The following is a 16,532-nucleotide window of genomic DNA, read 5'->3' on the forward strand; positions in this document are numbered from 1 at the left end:
AGGCACCCATCATCGAACCTCCGGAATCGGTAGCGGCGCAGGTGGTAGCCCGAACATCGCGTTGATCAACGGTTGGGTGTATTGCGCTGGCACCAGGTTCTGAACGTAGGCGTAGTAGAAGGGGCCGCTGGCCACGGTGTCACCGAGCGTGCCCACGTACGTACCGAGACCGTCGATTCCCTGAGAAAGGTTGTCCTTGTTGTTCTGCAGAATTCCGACAACCGTGTCGAGTTTGCCGAGGACCGGCTGCAATTGCGCCTCGTTGTCGTGGACGAGTCCGCTCAGCTGGGTCGACAACGCCGAGATGTTCGTGATCACTTCCCCCAGCGCCGCCTGTCGCCGATCCAGTTCTCCCAACAAGGCGTTGCCGTCGACGAGTAGCGCGTTGACCTGTGGTCCACGCTCGGCCAGCGTCCCGGCGACGTCGTTTGCATCGGACAGCAAGGTGCGCAACATGTCGTCGCGTCTATTGACGCTGTCGGAGATCCGTGCGACACCGTCCAGCGCCGGCCTCAGGTTCGGCGCACTGTCGGACATCACCTGCCCCACTGCGTCGAGCGATTCGGAGAGTTGGTCGAGATCGATGTCCTCGACCGTCGTGGTGAGGTCACCGAGCACGTCGGGCAGCGAGTACGCCGATCTTGTTCGCTCGACCGGGATCTCACCGCCGACCGCGATCCTTCCCGGACCGTCCAGATCGAGCGATACCGCTCGCTTGCCGAGCAACGACATCGTGGTGACGGCCGCCGATGTGCTTTCTCCCAAACCGATCGAGCCTTCCAGTGTGAAATCCACGCGCGCGAGTCCGTGCTCGACCTCGATCCGATCCACCGTTCCGATCTTCACTCCGGCGGCGTTGACTTCGTCTCCCGGCGCGAGACCGCTGGCGTCGGCGAACACCGCGCTGTACCCGACACCCGATTTCAGGAACTGCAGATTCTGATACTGGAGCGATGCCAATACGACGGCGGCCGTGACGACCAATCCCACGACCCCCACGCGTACGGCCTGGCTCTGTGCCATCTCTCTCATCGTGGTGCGCACCTTCCGGTCGTCTGATCCACCAGGTCGACAGTGAGCGGCGTACCGTCGGCACCGTCGACCTTCAGTGCGATTCCGCACAGATAGAAGTTGAAGAACGACCCGTACGAGCCGACTCGGATCAGCTGCTTGTAGTTCGAGGGCATGGACGCGAGAATCCGATCGAGCTCACTCTGTTGCTCGATCAGCGGATTCAGGCTTGCGTCCAGCTTCGATAGGTTTCCCGCGATGTCCGGGCGAACTCCGGCGAGGAGATCGGCGAAGGTGCCTGATGCGGTGTTCACACTCTCGACGGCAGTCCCGATCATCTCCCGGTCCGCCGCGAGCCCGCTGACCAGCTGTTGTAGGTGATCGAGAGTGTCACTGAACTGACCACCGCGGCTGCGCAATTCGCTGAGCACACCGTCGAGGTTGCCGATCACTCGACCGATCAGTTGGTCGCGGTCTGCGAGAGTGTTCGTAATCGATCCGGTGTGCGCCAGCACCGATGCCACAGTTCCGGACTGGCCTTGAAACACCTCGAGCAAGGACATCGACAACGCGTTGACCTGCTCCGGGTCCAGGGCTTGAAACAGCGGCTTGAAACCACCGAGTAGCGCATCGAGGTCGAGTGCCGGTGCGGTGCGATCGACGGGGATGCTCTCGCCCTCCGGTTGCGGTTCCGCGATCCCCGGATCGTCGAGCAATTCGAGGTATCGATTACCCACCAGATCCTGATATCGAACAGCGGCTCTGGTCGATACGGTCACGGTGTCACCCGTATCCACACTGAAACTCACGTGGGCACGGTGATTCCCACCGAATTCGACGGAGCCGACAGAACCGACCGGCACACCGGCGATGCGCACCTTGTCGCCGGCTCTGAGCCCGGAGGCGTTGACGAACTCCGCCGAGTACGACCTCGCGTCGCCACCTCGCATCTGGCCGAACACGAGGATCAGCCCGGCGTTGACGAGGATCATCACCAGAACAAAAATTCCGAACTTGACGGTGTACCCACGAACTTTCATCGGATCTCCGTCCCGAACAGGTAGCTCATCAGATCCGGGACCGTGTTCATCGGTTGCCCACCATTCGGCTGACGCTCGGGCGCAAACGGATTCACCCCGGTGTCGGTCACCAGGTACGGAGCATTGACGTTCGGGTCGCGCAGTGGAAGGCCCATACACTGCGGGCCACCGGTTGCCGCGACCTTCGGAAGGTCGTCGGGATATCGGTACGGTTCGGTTCCGGCGATCAGACCGATCGACATCTTGATTCCTGGTTGTCCGTTGTAGGCGCCGTCGCCGATCTTCTTGCTCTCCTGAAGTCCGTGGAACATGCAGGGAATCACCGGGGAGTATTCCTCGAGCAGTGCGGTGGTCGGCCGCAGTAACGACAGAACGGTGTCGATACCGTCGGCGTTGGCTCCCAGTACATCTTCTCCGGTGCGGGCGACCCCGATCACGTTGAGCAAGAGGAGATCAAGATTCTGCTGCTCGTCGAGAACAGTGATTCCCGTAGTCGTGAGCGAGTCGAGGGTGTCCATCAAGTCGAGAACAGCGTCGCGGTAGGTCTGCGTGACGGCTGGCAGGTCAGTCAACACATGATCGAGAGCCTCACGTGCAGTGTTGAATTCGAGCAAGGAGGAATCTGCTTGTTCGAGTGCGACCCCGAGCCGTTCGCCGCGTCCTTGCAGAGCAGTCGAGAGGGCACCCAATGTCGAATCGAGTTTGCCCGGGTCCACCGTCCGGAGCACGGCGGTGAGTTTCTCGAACACCGTGTTCAGCTCGACGGTCACCCGGGATGCGTCGATCGTCGCCCCGGCGGCAAGTCGCGCACTACTCGGCTGCTCCGGCGAGGACAGGCTGACGAACTTCGCGCCGAAGGCCGTGTTCGACGTGATCGCCACATCCACGTTTGACGGAATCGACTCGAGCGCTTCGGGATCGATCGACAACGACAGTTGCGCGGTGGCGTAGTCAGTCGGCGTGATGGACTCCACCGAGCCCACGGTCACCCCGGCCATCTTCACCCGCGCGCCCGGATCCATCACGAGCCCCGCGCGCTCCGCGATCACCGTGATCGGGACGCGAGTGACAAACACCTGGTTGAAAGACGCGACCGACAAAGCGATGACCCCGACGATCGCCGCAGCCAAGCCCAGAGCAGCCAACTTGTAGCCGTATCTGTGCACGCAGTCCCCCTAACCGGACAGATTGAAGTTGCCGGAACCGCCGTAGAGCGCGAGTGAGACGAGCAGGGTCACTGCCACGACGCAGATCAGCGAGAGCCGAACCCCGCGGCCCACTGCAGTTCCCACGCCCGACGGTCCCCCGGACGCGTTGTATCCGTAGTACGTGTGGATCAGCATCACCAGTAGTGCCATCACGAGCACTTGAACGAAGGACCATGCGACATCGACCGGATCGAGGAACGTCGTGAAGTAGTGGTCGTAAAGCCCTGACGATTGACCGAACAGGACGACCGTGGTGAACCTTCCGGCCAGAAAAGATCCTACGAGTGCCAGGGAGTACAACGGCAGAATCGCCAGCATCCCCGCAGTGACGCGGGTGCTGACGACGTACGGGACCGAACTGATCGCCATCGATTCGAGGGCGTCGATTTCCTCACTGATGCGCATGGCACCGATCTGCGCGGTCGAACCTGCTCCGATCGTGGCCGACAGGCCGATTCCCGCGATGACCGGCGCGGCGATACGAACGTTGATGAAGGCGGAGAAGAATCCGGTGAGCGCTTCGACTCCGATATTTCCCAGTGAGCTGAAACCTTGGATCGCTATGGTGCCGCCCGAGGCGAGAGTCAGAAATCCCACGACCGCAACCGTGCCGCCGATCACTGCCAAAGCTCCGGTGCCCATGCTGATCTCGGCTACCAGTCTCAACACTTCCTTGGGGTGTTTGCGAATTGCCCACGGGATGTGAGCGATGGCGCGCGCGAAGAAGACAGCTTGTCGCCCGACATCGTCGATCGAGCGTGACGTTCGAGCCACCCGCGCCCGCGTGCGTCCGAACTTGCCGATTTGTGCCAGCGAATCCGACAGCGTCACCTCGATCACCCCGCCGTCAATCGGATGCCGACCGCGGTGACGATGGTGTTGACGACGAACAACGCCATGAATGCGTACACCACCGTTTCGTTGACGGCCTCCCCCACGCCTTTCGGCCCACCCCGTACCGACAGTCCGCGATAGCAGGCCACCAATCCCGCCAGCATCCCGAACAGTGCAGCTTTGACCATCGACAACGCCACCTCGGGCAGGCCGGTCAGCAACGTGATTCCCTCGACGAAGGCGCCAGGGTTCACGCCCTGGAGAAACACCGAGAAGGCGTAACCGCCGGCGATGCCGATGACGCAGACGAGTCCGTTGAGCAGCAAAGCCACCACGGTCGACGCGACCACCCGCGGAATCACCAACCGATTGATCGGATCGATCCCGAGCACCTCCATGGCGTCGATCTCTTCACGAATCGTTCTCGATCCCAGATCGGCGGCGATGGCTGTCGCGCCCGCACCTGCCACGATCAGCACCGTCACCACCGGACCGACCTGAGTCACGGCGCCGAGCGCGGCCCCGGCGCCGCTGAGGTCGGCGGCACCGATTTCGCGGAGAAGGATGTTGAGGGTGAAACTCACCAGGACCGTGAACGGCACGGCTACCAACACTGTCGGCACGATCGACACCCGGGCGATCATCCAACTCTGCTCGAGAAACTCTTGCACCTGAAAGCGGTTGCGGAACAAGCCCACTGCGACATCGGCGCCCATCCGGTAGAACTGGCCGAGTTCGCGCATCGGGCCCGCAAGTGCAACTCTTCCGCTGTACACGTCAATGCCCCGAAGGACATGACGTGGAGTTGCCGTAGTCGACCTTGAATTCCTTGATCCCGTTGAGCCAACCGGACGAGAGCCTGCTCGGATCGCCGAGCTTGCTGATGTCGGGCATGTGATCGGCGATCTTGCCGAAGATCAGATCGACCTCCATTCTGGCCAGGTTGGCGCCGACGCAGTAGTGCGGCCCGGTTCCTCCGAACGCGAGGTGCGGGTTCGGGTCTCGGGTGATGTCGAAGACGTCGGGGTTCCCGAAGACGGTTTCGTCGAAGTTCGCCGAGCCGTAGAGCAGTACGACGCGCTGCCCCTTCGCAATCGCAGTGCCGGCAATCTGTGTGTCCACCACTGCTGTTCGTTGCATCGACGTCAGTGGCGAAGCCCAGCGGATGATCTCGTCCGCGGCGGTGCGCGGACGCTCGCGCTTGTACAATTCCCACTGATCCGGATGCTCGAGAAATGCCATCATGCCGAGTGTCGTTGCGTTTCGCGTCGTTTCGTTGCCCGCGACAGCCAACATGATGACGAAGAAACCGAACTGTTCCGGGGTGAGTTTCTGCCCGTCGATGTCGGCATGCACCAAGCGTGAGATGATGTCGTCGAGCGGTTCCTCCCGTCTCGCCTCAGCCAGTTGATAGGCGTAGCCCAGGATCTGCGCCGACGCCATCCGAGACTCGCCGGCGAGCGACTCGTCGTCGTATCCCGTCATCTGATTCGACCATTCGTACAGCTGACGGCGCCCGTCCTGCGGTACACCGATCAGCTCCGAGATCGCCTGCATGGGTAACTCGCTGGCGACCTGGCTGACAAAATCACCGCTACCTTCCGCCACGGCAGCCGACGCTATGTCTTCTGCCCGCGCTTCCAACCCGGCCCGCATCGCTTCCACCGACCGCGGAGTGAACAAGCGCGCCACCAACTTGCGCAGCTGTGTGTGCTCAGGGGCGTCCTTGTTGATGAGGACGTGTTTTGTCGCCTCCAACTCCTCCGCCGAGATGTTGTCTTCATGCCGCGGAATGCAGCCGTTGACGTTGCTCGAGAACTCCTCGCTGCGCAACGAGACGTCGCGGACGTCTGCGTGGCGGGAGACAACCCAACAACCACCGTCGTGAAATCCGCCGGTACCCGGTTCCTGGGCGTTCCACCAGACCGGAGCGCATCGTCGTAGTTCGGCGAACTCGGCAAGCGGGACGCGCTCGCCGTACAGATGCGGGTCGGTCACGTCGAACCCGTCGGGAAGGTCGATCTCAGGCATTGCAGATGCTCCTTTACGGATGGGTGCCGGGTGCCGGGTGTTGCGTGTGAGCGCTAGTCGATCCGGTGGACCGGGTCGCTGTTCTGTGAGAACTCCTTGGCCCAGCGGTAGTCCGGCTTGCCGCTCGGCGCTCGAACGACCTCGTCGGCGATCCAGAAGGAACGCGGAATCTTGTAGCCGGCGAGGTGACTGCGGGCGTGCTTCTCGATGGATTCGAAATCCGGTTCCACACCGTCGCGGATGCGAAGCACCGCCGCCACCCGATTGCCCCACCGCTCGTCCGGAACACCGATCACTGTCGCGTCGTAGATGTCGGGATGGGCCTTCACCACGGCTTCGACTTCTTCCACGAAGACCTTCTCGCCGCCGGTGTTGACCACCATGTTTCCCCGTCCGACGAGGGTGACCGAGCCGTCGTCCTCGATCCGCGCCCGGTCTCCGGTCACCACTGCCCGCGCGCCGTTCACCTCGCGGAATATCTCGGCCGACTTCACCGGATCGTTGTAGTAGCCGAGTGGAACGTTTCCGAGTTTCGCCAGCCATCCTTCGGCGCCCGAGCCCGGCTCCAACACTCGGTTGTCGTCGTCGACGACGACCGTGAATCTGTTGGCGCCCACTTTGGGTCCGCCACGCTGCTCGAGCCCTTTGGTTGCGAATCCGATTCCGCCGAAGCCTGTTTCGGACGATCCAACCGAATCGGAGATCATCAGATTCGGAAAGACGTCGAAGAACGCATCTTTGACCGATCCGGAGAAGAGCGCAGCGCCGGAGGCGAGCACGGCCAGGCTCGACGCATCCGGTTGCAATTCGTGATGGGCTTCGACCAGTGGACGGCCCATGGCGTCGCCGGTGATGACCATGACCTGCGGGCGATATTCGGCGACGACTTTCCAGACCTGCGCCGCATCGAACTTCGGTTCGAAGATGACGGTGTTTCCGGAGAACAGAGCGTTGAACGTCGGCATCAGTGCCGAGGTGTGGATCAGCGGTGGAAGCATGCACCACCGCATCGGTTCGGCTGCCGCGGCGCCACCGCGCGACTGCTGGTACTCGTCGGCGATCGGCTCACCCGAATAGAAGTCGTAACCGCCGGCCAACACGCGCCAGATGTCTTCCTGCCGCCAGACGACGCCTTTCGGTCGTCCGGTTGTTCCGCCGGTGTAGAGAACGTAGACGTCGTCGCCGGAACGCTCGGGAAATGCATGTTCACCTGTGCGAAGCGAGGATTGGTTGCCGAGCGCATCCTCGTACGCCACTGCCCCCGGAATCGACGGTTCGTTCCCGAGAGCGAGTTCGTCCGCCGCCTCGATCACGTACTTGACCCGCGGCGTGGCCACCAAGGCCTCGGCGACCCGCTCAGCGAAACCACGATGGAAAACCAACGCCGTGAGATCCGCGTTCTCGTACAGATAAACCAATTCGTCGCTCGTGTAGCGGTAGTTCACCGTGATGGGAACGCCGCGGATCTTGAAGGCCGCGAGGACAGCAACCATCGCCTCGATCGAGTTGTGCAGCTGAATACCGATGTGCGAACCGACACCCAACCCGACGGACTGGAAGTAATGCGCCAATCGGTTGGCCCGCTCGTCGAGCTCACGGTATGTCACCTCCTCGCCGGAAACGATCAGCGCGAGGCGATCGGGCATCACATCGACGGAATGCTCGAACAGGTCTGCAAACGTGTACGCCATAGGTTGAGTCCTTCGGGTTCGGCCGGTCAGACGACGAAGAGAGGCAAGGGGATTCCGCGATCTTCGAATACGAATGCCGCGCCGGTACTGACCTTCGTGATGGCGACTTCGACGCATTCCGGAGCGGGAGCCTCGGTGATGTCGACGGCCAGAAGAAGCCCCGCGGCATCTTCGGCCACCACTCTCACGGTGAAGTGCGGATTCACGCCGCGGACCAAAGCTTGGAGAGGATCAAGGTGCTCGCTGCCGAGCAAGGTCGGCCAACCGCCGTCGCGGTCGACAAGAGCTTCTCGCGAGATCCGCAGCTCCAGAGCACCGCCGTCCTGTCGAAACTCGCTCTCCACATACTGCTTCGGATTCAGCAAGGGATGCACGGACAGGACCAATGCCAACGATTCCAGCGTCGAAGGAAGCCCGAGCGCATCTCGAATACGCTGTGCCGCAACTCCCGCGATTCCGGTCAATTGCTTTCGCGTGATCTCGCGAGCCTTGTCTTCGTCGGCACGGCGGCGAACCGCTGCCAGAAAGCCCAACGCCAACAGATGATGCTGCACGCAGATCTCCTCTGCGATACGAACCAAGGCTGATCGCGAGAAGTCGGAAAACCTCAGGTCGGACAACAACGGACCCGAGTAGTCCGCCCTACCGTCCCCACCGTGATCGATCGGGCTCAGCTCGACCGTCACCGCGGCGGTGCGTCCGATCCGCTCGGTGTGCGCGGTCATCACGGGAGGCGTGTGCGACGGGTCGATGGAAACGGTCCAGGCGCAGTGCGGATGTCGGTCGGCGGGCCTGCGCGGTGGTCGGTGAATCGGCCGGATCTGGGCGCGCGGGTTGGTCGCGATGGCCGTTGCATCGAAAGTCGGATCCTCGATGTCGTGACACATCGAGGTCACGAACTCATCGCCCAACGGCTCGACGTCCATGAGTGCTCCGCAATGGTCGAGCCAGAATTCACCGTGCAGCGGATCGTCGACCCGGTATCGGAAGTCCATGAACTGTGGAGGAGCGCCGATGTCGAGTTGTAATCCTTTGAAGATCGTCACGACGTCGTCGCCCTCGTATCCGAGAGCCTTCTGCATGCGGCGGGTGTACCAGGGGCTGGCCGACTCCCACTCCTCGACGGCCACCTGTGCCATACCCTCGCGTCCGAATTCGACGATCAGATGCGCCATGCCCGAGCGATCGATCAGCTGCCCGCACAGGAGCAACTCGGGCACCAGCACGGCAAGGTCGCGCTGCGAGAGTGCCTCGAAGGAATCGCGCACCGACATCGGACTCACCACAGCGAAACCGGCGCGGTGCCCACCGGATACCAGCCCGGTAGCGGGTCGCCCGAGATCGATCGCTGGATCCGGCCCTGCATCCCCTTCGAGAGAGCGTTGTTGCCGATCATCTCCATGAACAGTGCCGACACGTTCCCGAAGTCGAAGAAGTCACGCTGCCACGACCATTGGAAATCCCCGCCGTAGCGGAACCAACTACCACCGATACCGTAGACGGAGTAGTTGCTACCGTCCTCACGCTTGGCATCGGAAATCTGCTTCCACAAGCCGATCACGTTTCCGCTACGGTCGTCGATCACAAAGTCTTGATACAGATACTCCCAGCCTTCGAGGCCCTTCATCTCGAGACCGAGCGCGACTTCGCGAATCTCCTCGCGCCCCACCGCCATGAAATCTTGCTTGGGGCCGTAGTTCCACCCGTACGTGGCGTCCTCGGTATACATGTCCGCCAACGGTTTCCAATCGCCGGCGGCTTCGGCCTTTTTGTTCGCCTCGATCCAGCGTTGGACCATCTCGTCGAGCTCTGCGCGGTCGAAACCCGTCATCTGAACTTCCTCCCTCGAGCACATGAATTCGCTGCAATCAATCGACAATTCTCAGGGCGCCGGTCGGGCAGTACCTGACCGCCATCTCGGCTTCACCGCGGAGCGACTCGGGTGGGTCCGAGTCCAGAAGACTGACCTTCCCCCGCTTCGGGACGACAAAGATCTCCGGTGCCTCCAGCTCACACGCCGCATGGCCTTGGCACAGGTCGAGGTCGACTTCGACGTGCATGATCACCCCTCACGCCCGGGACGTGTTCGGCGCCGGTACCTCACCGCGCACGGCTGCTGCAACTGGACGACCATCTTGCTGTGGTCGTTTCGGTAGGATTCCGACGGCTGCGCCATCTCGAACTCGAAGTCCCGCAGCAGGATCGAGAAGATCGCTTTGAGCTGCATCTGGGCGAACGCAGCGCCGACGCAGCGATGCCGGCCGGCTCCGAACGGAATCCACGTCCAGCGGTTGACGATGTCCTCTTGATTCGGGTCGATGTACCTCCCGGGATCGAAGGTGTCCGGCCGGGGAAAGTCCTCGGCGATTCGATTGGAGATCGCGGGTGTCGCGGCGACAAGATGGCCCTCTCGGATCTCGAAGCCGCCCACTTCGAAATCTCCACGTGCCACCCGCAACAGGATGATCAACGGCGGATGCAGTCGAAGGGTTTCCTTGACCACAGCCTCGAGAACCGGAATCTGGCGCAGGGCATGAAAACTGATGTCGGCGCCGTCGGAGTACAGATTGTCGAGTTCGTCGACGACGTCCGTCATGGTGTCGGGATGCCGCAACATCTCGATCAGCGACCACGCTGCCGTGCCGGAAGTCGTATGGTGGCCGGCGAACATCATCGAGATGAAGATTCCGGTGATCTCGTCGGCACTGAACCGGAGGTCGCCGTTCTCGTCCTTGACCGAGACCAACACGTCCAACATGTCGCGGTCATCCTTGCCCTGCGGAGGATTCGCGATGCGCCCGTTCATGATGTCCTGTACCAGAGCGACCAACGCCAACCGGGCCTCGTCGCGGCGGCGGAAACTCTCGATCGGCGCGTACGGATCCACGAAAGCCAATGCATCCGTTCCCTGTTCGAGCTCGTGATACAGCTTGGCGAAGCTATCATCCAGTTCGTCGCGGAACTTCTTGCCGATCAGGCACGCCGACGAGGTATAGATGGTCAGCTCGGCGAAGAAGTCGAGCAGATCGATCTCGCCTTCGTCTCCCCACTGCGCGACCATCGCCTCGACTTCGCGGCCGATCGTGGCGGCGTGCCCGCGCATCTGTTCGCCGCGCAGAGCCGAGTTGTGCAGCATCTCTTTACGCCGCTCCGGGCTGGCGTCGAAGACGACGCCTTCACCGAATATCGGCTTCATGAAGGGGTAAGCCGCTTGTTGGTCGAGATCCTCGTCGGTGGAGCGGAAGAAGAACTCGTTTGCCTCGGCTCCGGACAGCAAGATCACTGTGCGGTCGGCAAGTTGAAAGGCGCCGACGTCACCACATTCCTCACGCACCCGGCGCATGAGCGCTATCGGGTCGGTTCGCAGTTCCTCGAGATGCCCGTGCGGGAGATCCCCGCCGGACACCCGCGGCGGCTCTGGCAGTGTTCGCGACGTCTCTTGCACTCCGTGCGTCATGTCGTCTCCTGTGAGTTCGCAGTGGGAAGTTTGTCCAGTGGCGCCTCGGGCTGAACTTCGACGAGCACGATGTGTGCTCCTCGCGGCGCCGACACAACGGCGACGATGGCATTGGCGATGTCCGAGGCGCGCAGAAAGTAACCATGGCGGGCGAACCCCCACTTGCTCCACGATTCCCCGACCGGTCCGATGATCTCCGGCGTCGTGTCCATCCCCATGCCGGTCAGTGTCGGCCCGGGTCGCACGATCGACGCGCGAATGCCTGTTCCCTCGAGCTCCATTCGCATCTGACGCCCCATTGCCTCGAGCCCGGCCTTCGCTGCGTCGTACGCACCCATGAGTGGACGCTGGCGCTCGGCACAATCCGAGCCGATCAGTACGAAGTCACCGCGCTGTCGTTGCCTCATACCGGGGAGAACACGATGCGCCAATCGCTGCGCACCGACGAGGTGAACTTGGATCTGCCGTAGAAACGCCTCAGGATTCATCTCGTCCGCAGCCCCGAATTCGAGGTCTCCGGCACCGGAGACGACGATTTCCGCGGGGCCGTGGACTGCCTCTGCGGCCGAGACGAACCCGTCGACCGAATCACCGTCCGTGACGTCGAGGAAGTGGGCGAACGCTTCACCACCGTTGCTGCGGATCTTCTCGGCGATGGCTTCGCATTCGGCGACTCGACGCGCACCGAGTGCAACCGGATGCCCGAGTTCGGCCAGGGCATACGCGGTGGCTGTGCCGATTCCCGACGACGCACCACTGATCAGTGCCGGCCGGCGAACAGGATTGGGTTCGAAACGAGGCATCAGCGCACCTGCACTTTCACCGGCAGGGCCGCAAAGCCCCGGACATTTGTCGAATGAACACGCTCGATTCCGGACTCGACGACTTCGTAGTCGCTGACCCGACGCCCGAACTCCGCCAGGGCGATCTTGGCTTCGAGCTTGGCAAGGTGGGCACCGAGGCAGAAGTGCACGCCACCACCGAAACTCGCGAGTTTGCCCGACGAACTCCGGCCGATCTGGAAGCTGTCGGCATCGTCGAAGACGTCGGCGTCTCGGTTGGCCGATCCGATCAGGAGCAGGACCTTCTCCCCCGCCGGAATCGTGCGCCCGTGGTATTCGAGGTCGACAACCGAAGTCCGAGCCACGATCTGACTCGACGTGTCGTAGCGAAGAGTCTCTTCCACCCATTCCGAGGCTCGTTCGGGATCGTCGAGGACCGGTGCGATCTGCTCCCGGTGGTGCGAACCCCAGTACAGAGCGTTTCCGAGAAGCTTGGTCGTGGTCTCGTTTCCGGCCACGACCATCAGAAACATGAATCCGAGGATCTCCTGGTCCGAAAGCTTGTCTCCGTCGATCTCGGCGTCGAGCAAGGCCGAGGTCAGATCGTCCGTCCGCGATCGGCGACGCTGCGCGATCATCTCCTTGTAGTAGCCCATCAAACTGATCGAAGCCTCCACCGCAGGTTGCGGCACGTCGAGAACACCCGCCTCTCGATGCACCACCAGATCCGCCTTGCGCCGCAGTTCGGCTCGGTCGGGTTCGGGGACACCCATGAGTTCGGAGATGACGTCCATCGGCAGCTTTCCCGCCACCTCCGTAATCCAGTCGAACTCCCCCGCGCCCAGCGCGGGTATCAGATGTTGCTTCGTCAGTTCGAGTATCCGGCCGTCGAGCTCCGCAACACGCCGCGGTGTGAATCCGCGAGAAACCAACTGGCGCAACCGCATATGGCGGGGATCATCCATAGCGAGAAACGACATCACATAATGCGCGTGTGGACCGTAGGCTGCGGGGTCGAGTGATACTCCGTTTGCGCTCGACAGACGCTTGTTGTCCTTGAATCCGTCGACCACGTCCGCATATCGCGACAATGCCCAAAATCCCACGTCCGGATTGTGATACAGGGGTGATTCTTCGCGCAGACGCTTGTACGTCGGATACGGATCGTCGTGAAAGTGGTAGTCGTACGGATTGAAGACCACCGGATCGATCAAAGCTTCTGTCATGATTTCTCCAGGATCAGTAGAGCTGAGGCCTCGAGGCGTCCAGCGATTTGCGCGTAGGTTCCGTAGCCGATCCCTGCCCGCAGAAGCGCCCCGGCATAAAGCATTTCGAGCGCTTCCAACACTTCGGGTTCGCCATTCGGATCCAACGCCGAGGCGAGTCGTTGATGGATCTCGAGCCCGATCCGGCCGCGAAGATGTTCCACTTCAGGGTCGGATCCGAGCAGTGCATTGGTCACGGCGGCCGATACCTCCGGTTCGTCCGCGAGAAGCAGCGCGATATTTCGAAGTACAGACAGCACGTGCGCGGTGCGATCCAACCCTGAGCCATCAGGCGCCGACGAGTTCTGAAGTCTTCGCCAGAAAACCTCTGCGACGAGATGCTCCTTGGACGCGAAATACGTGTAGGCGGTCGCAGTTCCTACACCCGCTTCGGCCGCAACCGAACGGACAGTCAGCCCGGAAAACTCTTGTTTGCGTAGAACTTTCACTGTTGCTTCGGCAAGCCTGGCCACAGTTTCCGCCTGTTTGCCCGTGAGGCGCCTGCGCGTGGATTCGTAGACAATCGATCCCCCGCCACTTGAATCGCCCCGTTTGCTGGACACGTGTCTGGACGTTACTACAGCGTCCTGTCCAGGGCAACGAAATGGGGAAACTTGGAAAATTCACCACGAACAGGCAGCAGCGACGCGAAAAGTTCTACTACAGACCGATCTTCATCCCGGCACCAGCGTCCACGCGCAGTTGCTGGCCGGTGACGAATCGCGACTCGTCCGAGGACAGATACACGACTGCATGCGAGATGTCCGCGGGTTCGACCCACGGGATCGGCATCGCCTGCATGAACGGGAACGTCACAGCCGCATCCTCGGCGGTCGGATTCTCGAGGTCGGGACGGAACGTCCGGTACATCGGCATGCTCTGCAACATGTCGGTGTTCACATTGGTCGGATGAATCGCGTTGACGCGAATGGAACTCGGCCCGAGGGTCAGCGCCAACGAACTGGTGTAGGCCTGAATCAGCTTCTTGGCCAGGCCGTATCCGTCGCCACCCGGACCCTGGAGCGCCTGTTGCCCGTTGAATCCGGTCTGCGGCACCAGACCGGCAACAGAGCCGATCGCGATGATCGAACCCCCTTCGCCGAGGTATTCCATCGACGCGTGCACTGTATTGACGACACCGAGAAAGTTCACATCGAAGGCGTCGACGAAACCGGCGGTCGACACGTGTTTGCCCAGCGGACAGATACCGGCGTTCGCCACGACGACATGCAATCCGCCCAACTGCCCTACCGCCTCGGCAAGTGCTGTTTCGAGTCCGGCGCGATCACGGACGTCGACACGCGCCGTCACCACCTGCTGCCCGGCCTCTTTTACCAGGCGAGCGGTTTCCTCCAGATCGGCTGGACTGGCGAGCGGGTATTCGTTGCTGGCGATGTCTGCGCACAGATCGAAGGCGATGATGTGCGCGCCCTCCTGCGCGAGACGGACGGCGTGACTGCGCCCCTGACCTCGAGCAGCGCCGGTCACCAACACCACTTTTCCGTCAACTCTGTTCATTTCGACCTCTCTCCTGTGGATGTGAAGACGTGGTTGTGAATGTGCGGTGAACCGTAGCGGCGCCGCACCGGACACGAGGCGCTTTTCGTCGAAGCAGATCCGAGACCCTCTCGAGACTGCTGGGCTCTCGAAATCTCTTATGCCCCAAAAACCATTGCCTCAACCACAAGTGTGAACTAGAGTCCAGACACATGTCCAGAAAGAGAGGGTTTGCGCTATGACGCTTCGACCCGCAGACAGTTCTGCACTTCTCGTCGACGGAAAACTGGTTCCCGGATCCGGCGGGACCTTCGAAGTTTTCAACCCGGCGACCGAGGAACTGATCGGCCGTGCGGCCGAAGGCACCGCCGCGGACATGGACGCGGCCATCGCCGCTGCGCGCCGTGCGTTCGACGACACCGAATGGGCACGCGATCACGGGTTTCGCGCTCGCTGCCTGCGCCAACTGTGCGATGCACTCCAGTCCCACATCGAGGAGTTGCGTGAGATCACCGTCGCCGAGGTCGGCGCACCGGTCATGCTGACGAGCGGTCCGCAACTCGAAGGCCCGATCGAAGATCTTCGCTACTGGGCCGATCTGATCGAAACCTATTCGTGGGAACAAGATCTCGGGCACGCGTCACCCATGGGGATTCCGACCCATCGCCGACTGCTCAAGGAAGCCGTCGGCGTCGTCGGCGCAATCACACCGTGGAACTTTCCGCACCAGATCAATTTCGCCAAGCTCGGTCCCGCCCTCGCAGCCGGCAACACCATCGTTCTCAAACCCGCGCCGGACACGCCCTGGTGCGCCGCGCTGGTCGCCAAGGTGATTGCAGAAGAAACCGAGATCCCGGCCGGCGTAGTCAACGTCGTGACGTCGACGGATCACTCCCTAGGCGCGCAGCTGTGCAGCGATCCGCGCGTCGATCTCGTGTCCTTCACCGGTTCCACCGCCACCGGACGCACAGTGATGGCCACGGCCGCGCAAACTCTCAAGAAGGTCTTCCTCGAACTCGGGGGTAAGTCCGCATTCATCGTCCTCGACGATGCGGACATCAAGGGTGCATGCTCGGTTGCCGCGTTCTCCGTCTGCGTTCATGCCGGTCAGGGATGCGCGCTCAGTACCAGACTTCTGGTGCCGCGCTCTCGGTACGACGATGCTCTGGCCGCGGCATCTGCCGCGATGGCGGGTATCCGAGCCGGCGACCCCAGCGCGCGCGGAACGGTGTGTGGCCCGGTCATCTCGGCGCGCCAGCGCGCCAGGGTGGAGAGCTACCTCGCCCTCGCGGTCGAAGAGGGCGGCACGATCGTGACGGGTGGGGGCCGTCCCGACGATCGCGAGAGGGGTTTCTTCGTCGAACCCACTCTCATTGCCGGGCTGGACAACTCGTCTCGCGTAGCGCAGGAGGAGATTTTCGGGCCCGTCCTCGTGATCCTTCCGTACGACAACGACGACGACGCTATCCGGATTGCCAACGATTCCCCCTACGGCCTGTCCGGGTCGGTGTGGGGCACCGATCCCGATCGCGTCGCGCACGTCGTTGCCGGTGTCAGAACCGGAACGCTGAGCGTCAACGGCGGCGTCTGGTATTCGGCCGACGCACCGTTCGGCGGCTACAAACAATCCGGGATCGGCCGCGAAATGGGCCTCGCGGGTTTCGAGGAATACCTCGAAACCAAGCTCGTCGCTTCACCTTCCTGACATTCCACACC

Annotated in this window: 16 protein-coding genes; 1 reads left to right on the forward strand and 15 read right to left on the reverse strand. The window is 62.1% G+C overall.

Annotated features, from left to right (window positions below; translation table 11 throughout):
* Positions 1–9: 9 nt before the first annotated feature.
* The 15 genes from RA302_RS15975 to RA302_RS16045 all read right to left on the reverse strand — a co-directional run bounded on the left by RA302_RS15975 (position 10) and on the right by RA302_RS16045 (position 14,837).
* A complete protein-coding gene (locus tag RA302_RS15975; RefSeq protein WP_050794052.1) occupies positions 10–1,023 on the reverse strand; it encodes an MCE family protein in 1,014 nt (337 codons plus the stop codon).
* Between the two features lie 5 nt (positions 1,024–1,028).
* Positions 1,029–2,051 (reverse strand): MlaD family protein, encoded by a 1,023-nt coding sequence (locus RA302_RS15980; protein WP_007728666.1) that lies wholly within the window; start codon positions 2,049–2,051, stop codon positions 1,029–1,031.
* Positions 2,048–3,217, reverse strand: a complete 1,170-nt coding sequence (locus RA302_RS15985) for an MCE family protein (RefSeq protein ID WP_070161385.1) — start codon at positions 3,215–3,217, stop codon at positions 2,048–2,050. The genes RA302_RS15980 and RA302_RS15985 overlap by 4 nt, the downstream gene beginning before the upstream one ends.
* Before the next feature lie 9 nt (positions 3,218–3,226).
* Complete coding sequence (locus RA302_RS15990) at positions 3,227–4,099, reverse strand: ABC transporter permease (protein ID WP_083291584.1); 873 nt, start codon at positions 4,097–4,099, stop codon at positions 3,227–3,229.
* Entirely contained in the window at positions 4,096–4,809 is a 714-nt protein-coding gene (locus RA302_RS15995; RefSeq protein WP_176742009.1) for an ABC transporter permease, read from the reverse strand. Before RA302_RS15995 ends, RA302_RS15990 begins: the two co-directional genes overlap by 4 nt.
* Before the next feature lie 61 nt (positions 4,810–4,870).
* Positions 4,871–6,124, reverse strand: a complete 1,254-nt coding sequence (locus RA302_RS16000) for a cytochrome P450 (RefSeq protein ID WP_030536770.1) — start codon at positions 6,122–6,124, stop codon at positions 4,871–4,873.
* Between the two features lie 53 nt (positions 6,125–6,177).
* Positions 6,178–7,815, reverse strand: a complete 1,638-nt coding sequence (locus RA302_RS16005; RefSeq protein ID WP_070161383.1) for an acyl-CoA synthetase — start codon at positions 7,813–7,815, stop codon at positions 6,178–6,180.
* 26 nt (positions 7,816–7,841) lie between these two features.
* Positions 7,842–9,089 carry a hypothetical protein gene (locus RA302_RS16010; protein ID WP_083291592.1) on the reverse strand — a complete coding sequence of 416 codons (1,248 nt, stop codon included), beginning with the start codon at positions 9,087–9,089 and terminating at the stop codon, positions 7,842–7,844.
* Positions 9,090–9,094: 5 nt separating this feature from the next.
* Positions 9,095–9,646 carry a nuclear transport factor 2 family protein gene (locus RA302_RS16015; protein WP_338477308.1) on the reverse strand — a complete coding sequence of 184 codons (552 nt, stop codon included), beginning with the start codon at positions 9,644–9,646 and terminating at the stop codon, positions 9,095–9,097.
* Between the two features lie 37 nt (positions 9,647–9,683).
* On the reverse strand, positions 9,684–9,875 hold the full coding sequence (locus RA302_RS16020; RefSeq protein WP_020907945.1) for a ferredoxin: 192 nt from the start codon (positions 9,873–9,875) through the stop codon (positions 9,684–9,686).
* Positions 9,876–9,877: 2 nt separating this feature from the next.
* A complete protein-coding gene (locus RA302_RS16025) occupies positions 9,878–11,272 on the reverse strand; it encodes a cytochrome P450 (RefSeq protein ID WP_007728646.1) in 1,395 nt (464 codons plus the stop codon).
* Positions 11,269–12,075, reverse strand: a complete 807-nt coding sequence (locus tag RA302_RS16030) for an SDR family oxidoreductase (protein WP_003944110.1) — start codon at positions 12,073–12,075, stop codon at positions 11,269–11,271. Before RA302_RS16030 ends, RA302_RS16025 begins: the two co-directional genes overlap by 4 nt.
* Positions 12,075–13,280, reverse strand: a complete 1,206-nt coding sequence (locus RA302_RS16035) for a cytochrome P450 (RefSeq protein WP_003944019.1) — start codon at positions 13,278–13,280, stop codon at positions 12,075–12,077. Before RA302_RS16035 ends, RA302_RS16030 begins: the two co-directional genes overlap by 1 nt.
* On the reverse strand, positions 13,277–13,843 hold the full coding sequence (locus tag RA302_RS16040; RefSeq protein ID WP_024487471.1) for a TetR/AcrR family transcriptional regulator: 567 nt from the start codon (positions 13,841–13,843) through the stop codon (positions 13,277–13,279). The genes RA302_RS16035 and RA302_RS16040 overlap by 4 nt, the downstream gene beginning before the upstream one ends.
* A gap of 136 nt (positions 13,844–13,979) precedes the next feature.
* Positions 13,980–14,837: a mycofactocin-coupled SDR family oxidoreductase gene (locus RA302_RS16045; protein ID WP_047272231.1), complete on the reverse strand. Its 858-nt coding sequence runs from the start codon at positions 14,835–14,837 to the stop codon at positions 13,980–13,982.
* Positions 14,838–15,054: 217 nt separating this feature from the next.
* On the opposite strand from RA302_RS16045, the gene RA302_RS16050 reads away from it, so the two are divergent.
* A complete protein-coding gene (locus RA302_RS16050) occupies positions 15,055–16,521 on the forward strand; it encodes an aldehyde dehydrogenase (protein WP_030536772.1) in 1,467 nt (488 codons plus the stop codon).
* The last annotated feature ends 11 nt before the right edge of the window (positions 16,522–16,532 follow it).

Source organism: Rhodococcus sp. DN22, from assembly GCF_036669995.1.
GTDB lineage: Bacteria > Actinomycetota > Actinomycetes > Mycobacteriales > Mycobacteriaceae > Rhodococcus_F > Rhodococcus_F erythropolis.

Bases quoted from the DNA above. Each gene is read 5' to 3' on its own strand.
- RA302_RS15975 (WP_050794052.1), bottom strand. From the start codon at position 1,023: ATGGCACAGAGCCAGGCCGTACGCGTGGGGGTCGTGGGATTGGTCGTC.
- RA302_RS15980 (WP_007728666.1), bottom strand. From the start codon at position 2,051: ATGAAAGTTCGTGGGTACACCGTCAAGTTCGGAATTTTTGTTCTGGTG.
- RA302_RS15995 (WP_176742009.1), bottom strand. From the start codon at position 4,809: ATGGGCGCCGATGTCGCAGTGGGCTTGTTCCGCAACCGCTTTCAGGTG.
- RA302_RS16000 (WP_030536770.1), bottom strand. From the start codon at position 6,124: ATGCCTGAGATCGACCTTCCCGACGGGTTCGACGTGACCGACCCGCAT.
- RA302_RS16005 (WP_070161383.1), bottom strand. From the start codon at position 7,815: ATGGCGTACACGTTTGCAGACCTGTTCGAGCATTCCGTCGATGTGATG.
- RA302_RS16010 (WP_083291592.1), bottom strand. From the start codon at position 9,089: ATGTCGGTGCGCGATTCCTTCGAGGCACTCTCGCAGCGCGACCTTGCC.
- RA302_RS16015 (WP_338477308.1), bottom strand. From the start codon at position 9,646: ATGACGGGTTTCGACCGCGCAGAGCTCGACGAGATGGTCCAACGCTGG.
- RA302_RS16020 (WP_020907945.1), bottom strand. From the start codon at position 9,875: ATGCACGTCGAAGTCGACCTCGACCTGTGCCAAGGCCATGCGGCGTGT.
- RA302_RS16025 (WP_007728646.1), bottom strand. From the start codon at position 11,272: ATGACGCACGGAGTGCAAGAGACGTCGCGAACACTGCCAGAGCCGCCG.
- RA302_RS16030 (WP_003944110.1), bottom strand. From the start codon at position 12,075: ATGCCTCGTTTCGAACCCAATCCTGTTCGCCGGCCGGCACTGATCAGT.
- RA302_RS16035 (WP_003944019.1), bottom strand. From the start codon at position 13,280: ATGACAGAAGCTTTGATCGATCCGGTGGTCTTCAATCCGTACGACTAC.
- RA302_RS16045 (WP_047272231.1), bottom strand. From the start codon at position 14,837: ATGAACAGAGTTGACGGAAAAGTGGTGTTGGTGACCGGCGCTGCTCGA.
- RA302_RS16050 (WP_030536772.1), top strand. From the start codon at position 15,055: ATGACGCTTCGACCCGCAGACAGTTCTGCACTTCTCGTCGACGGAAAA.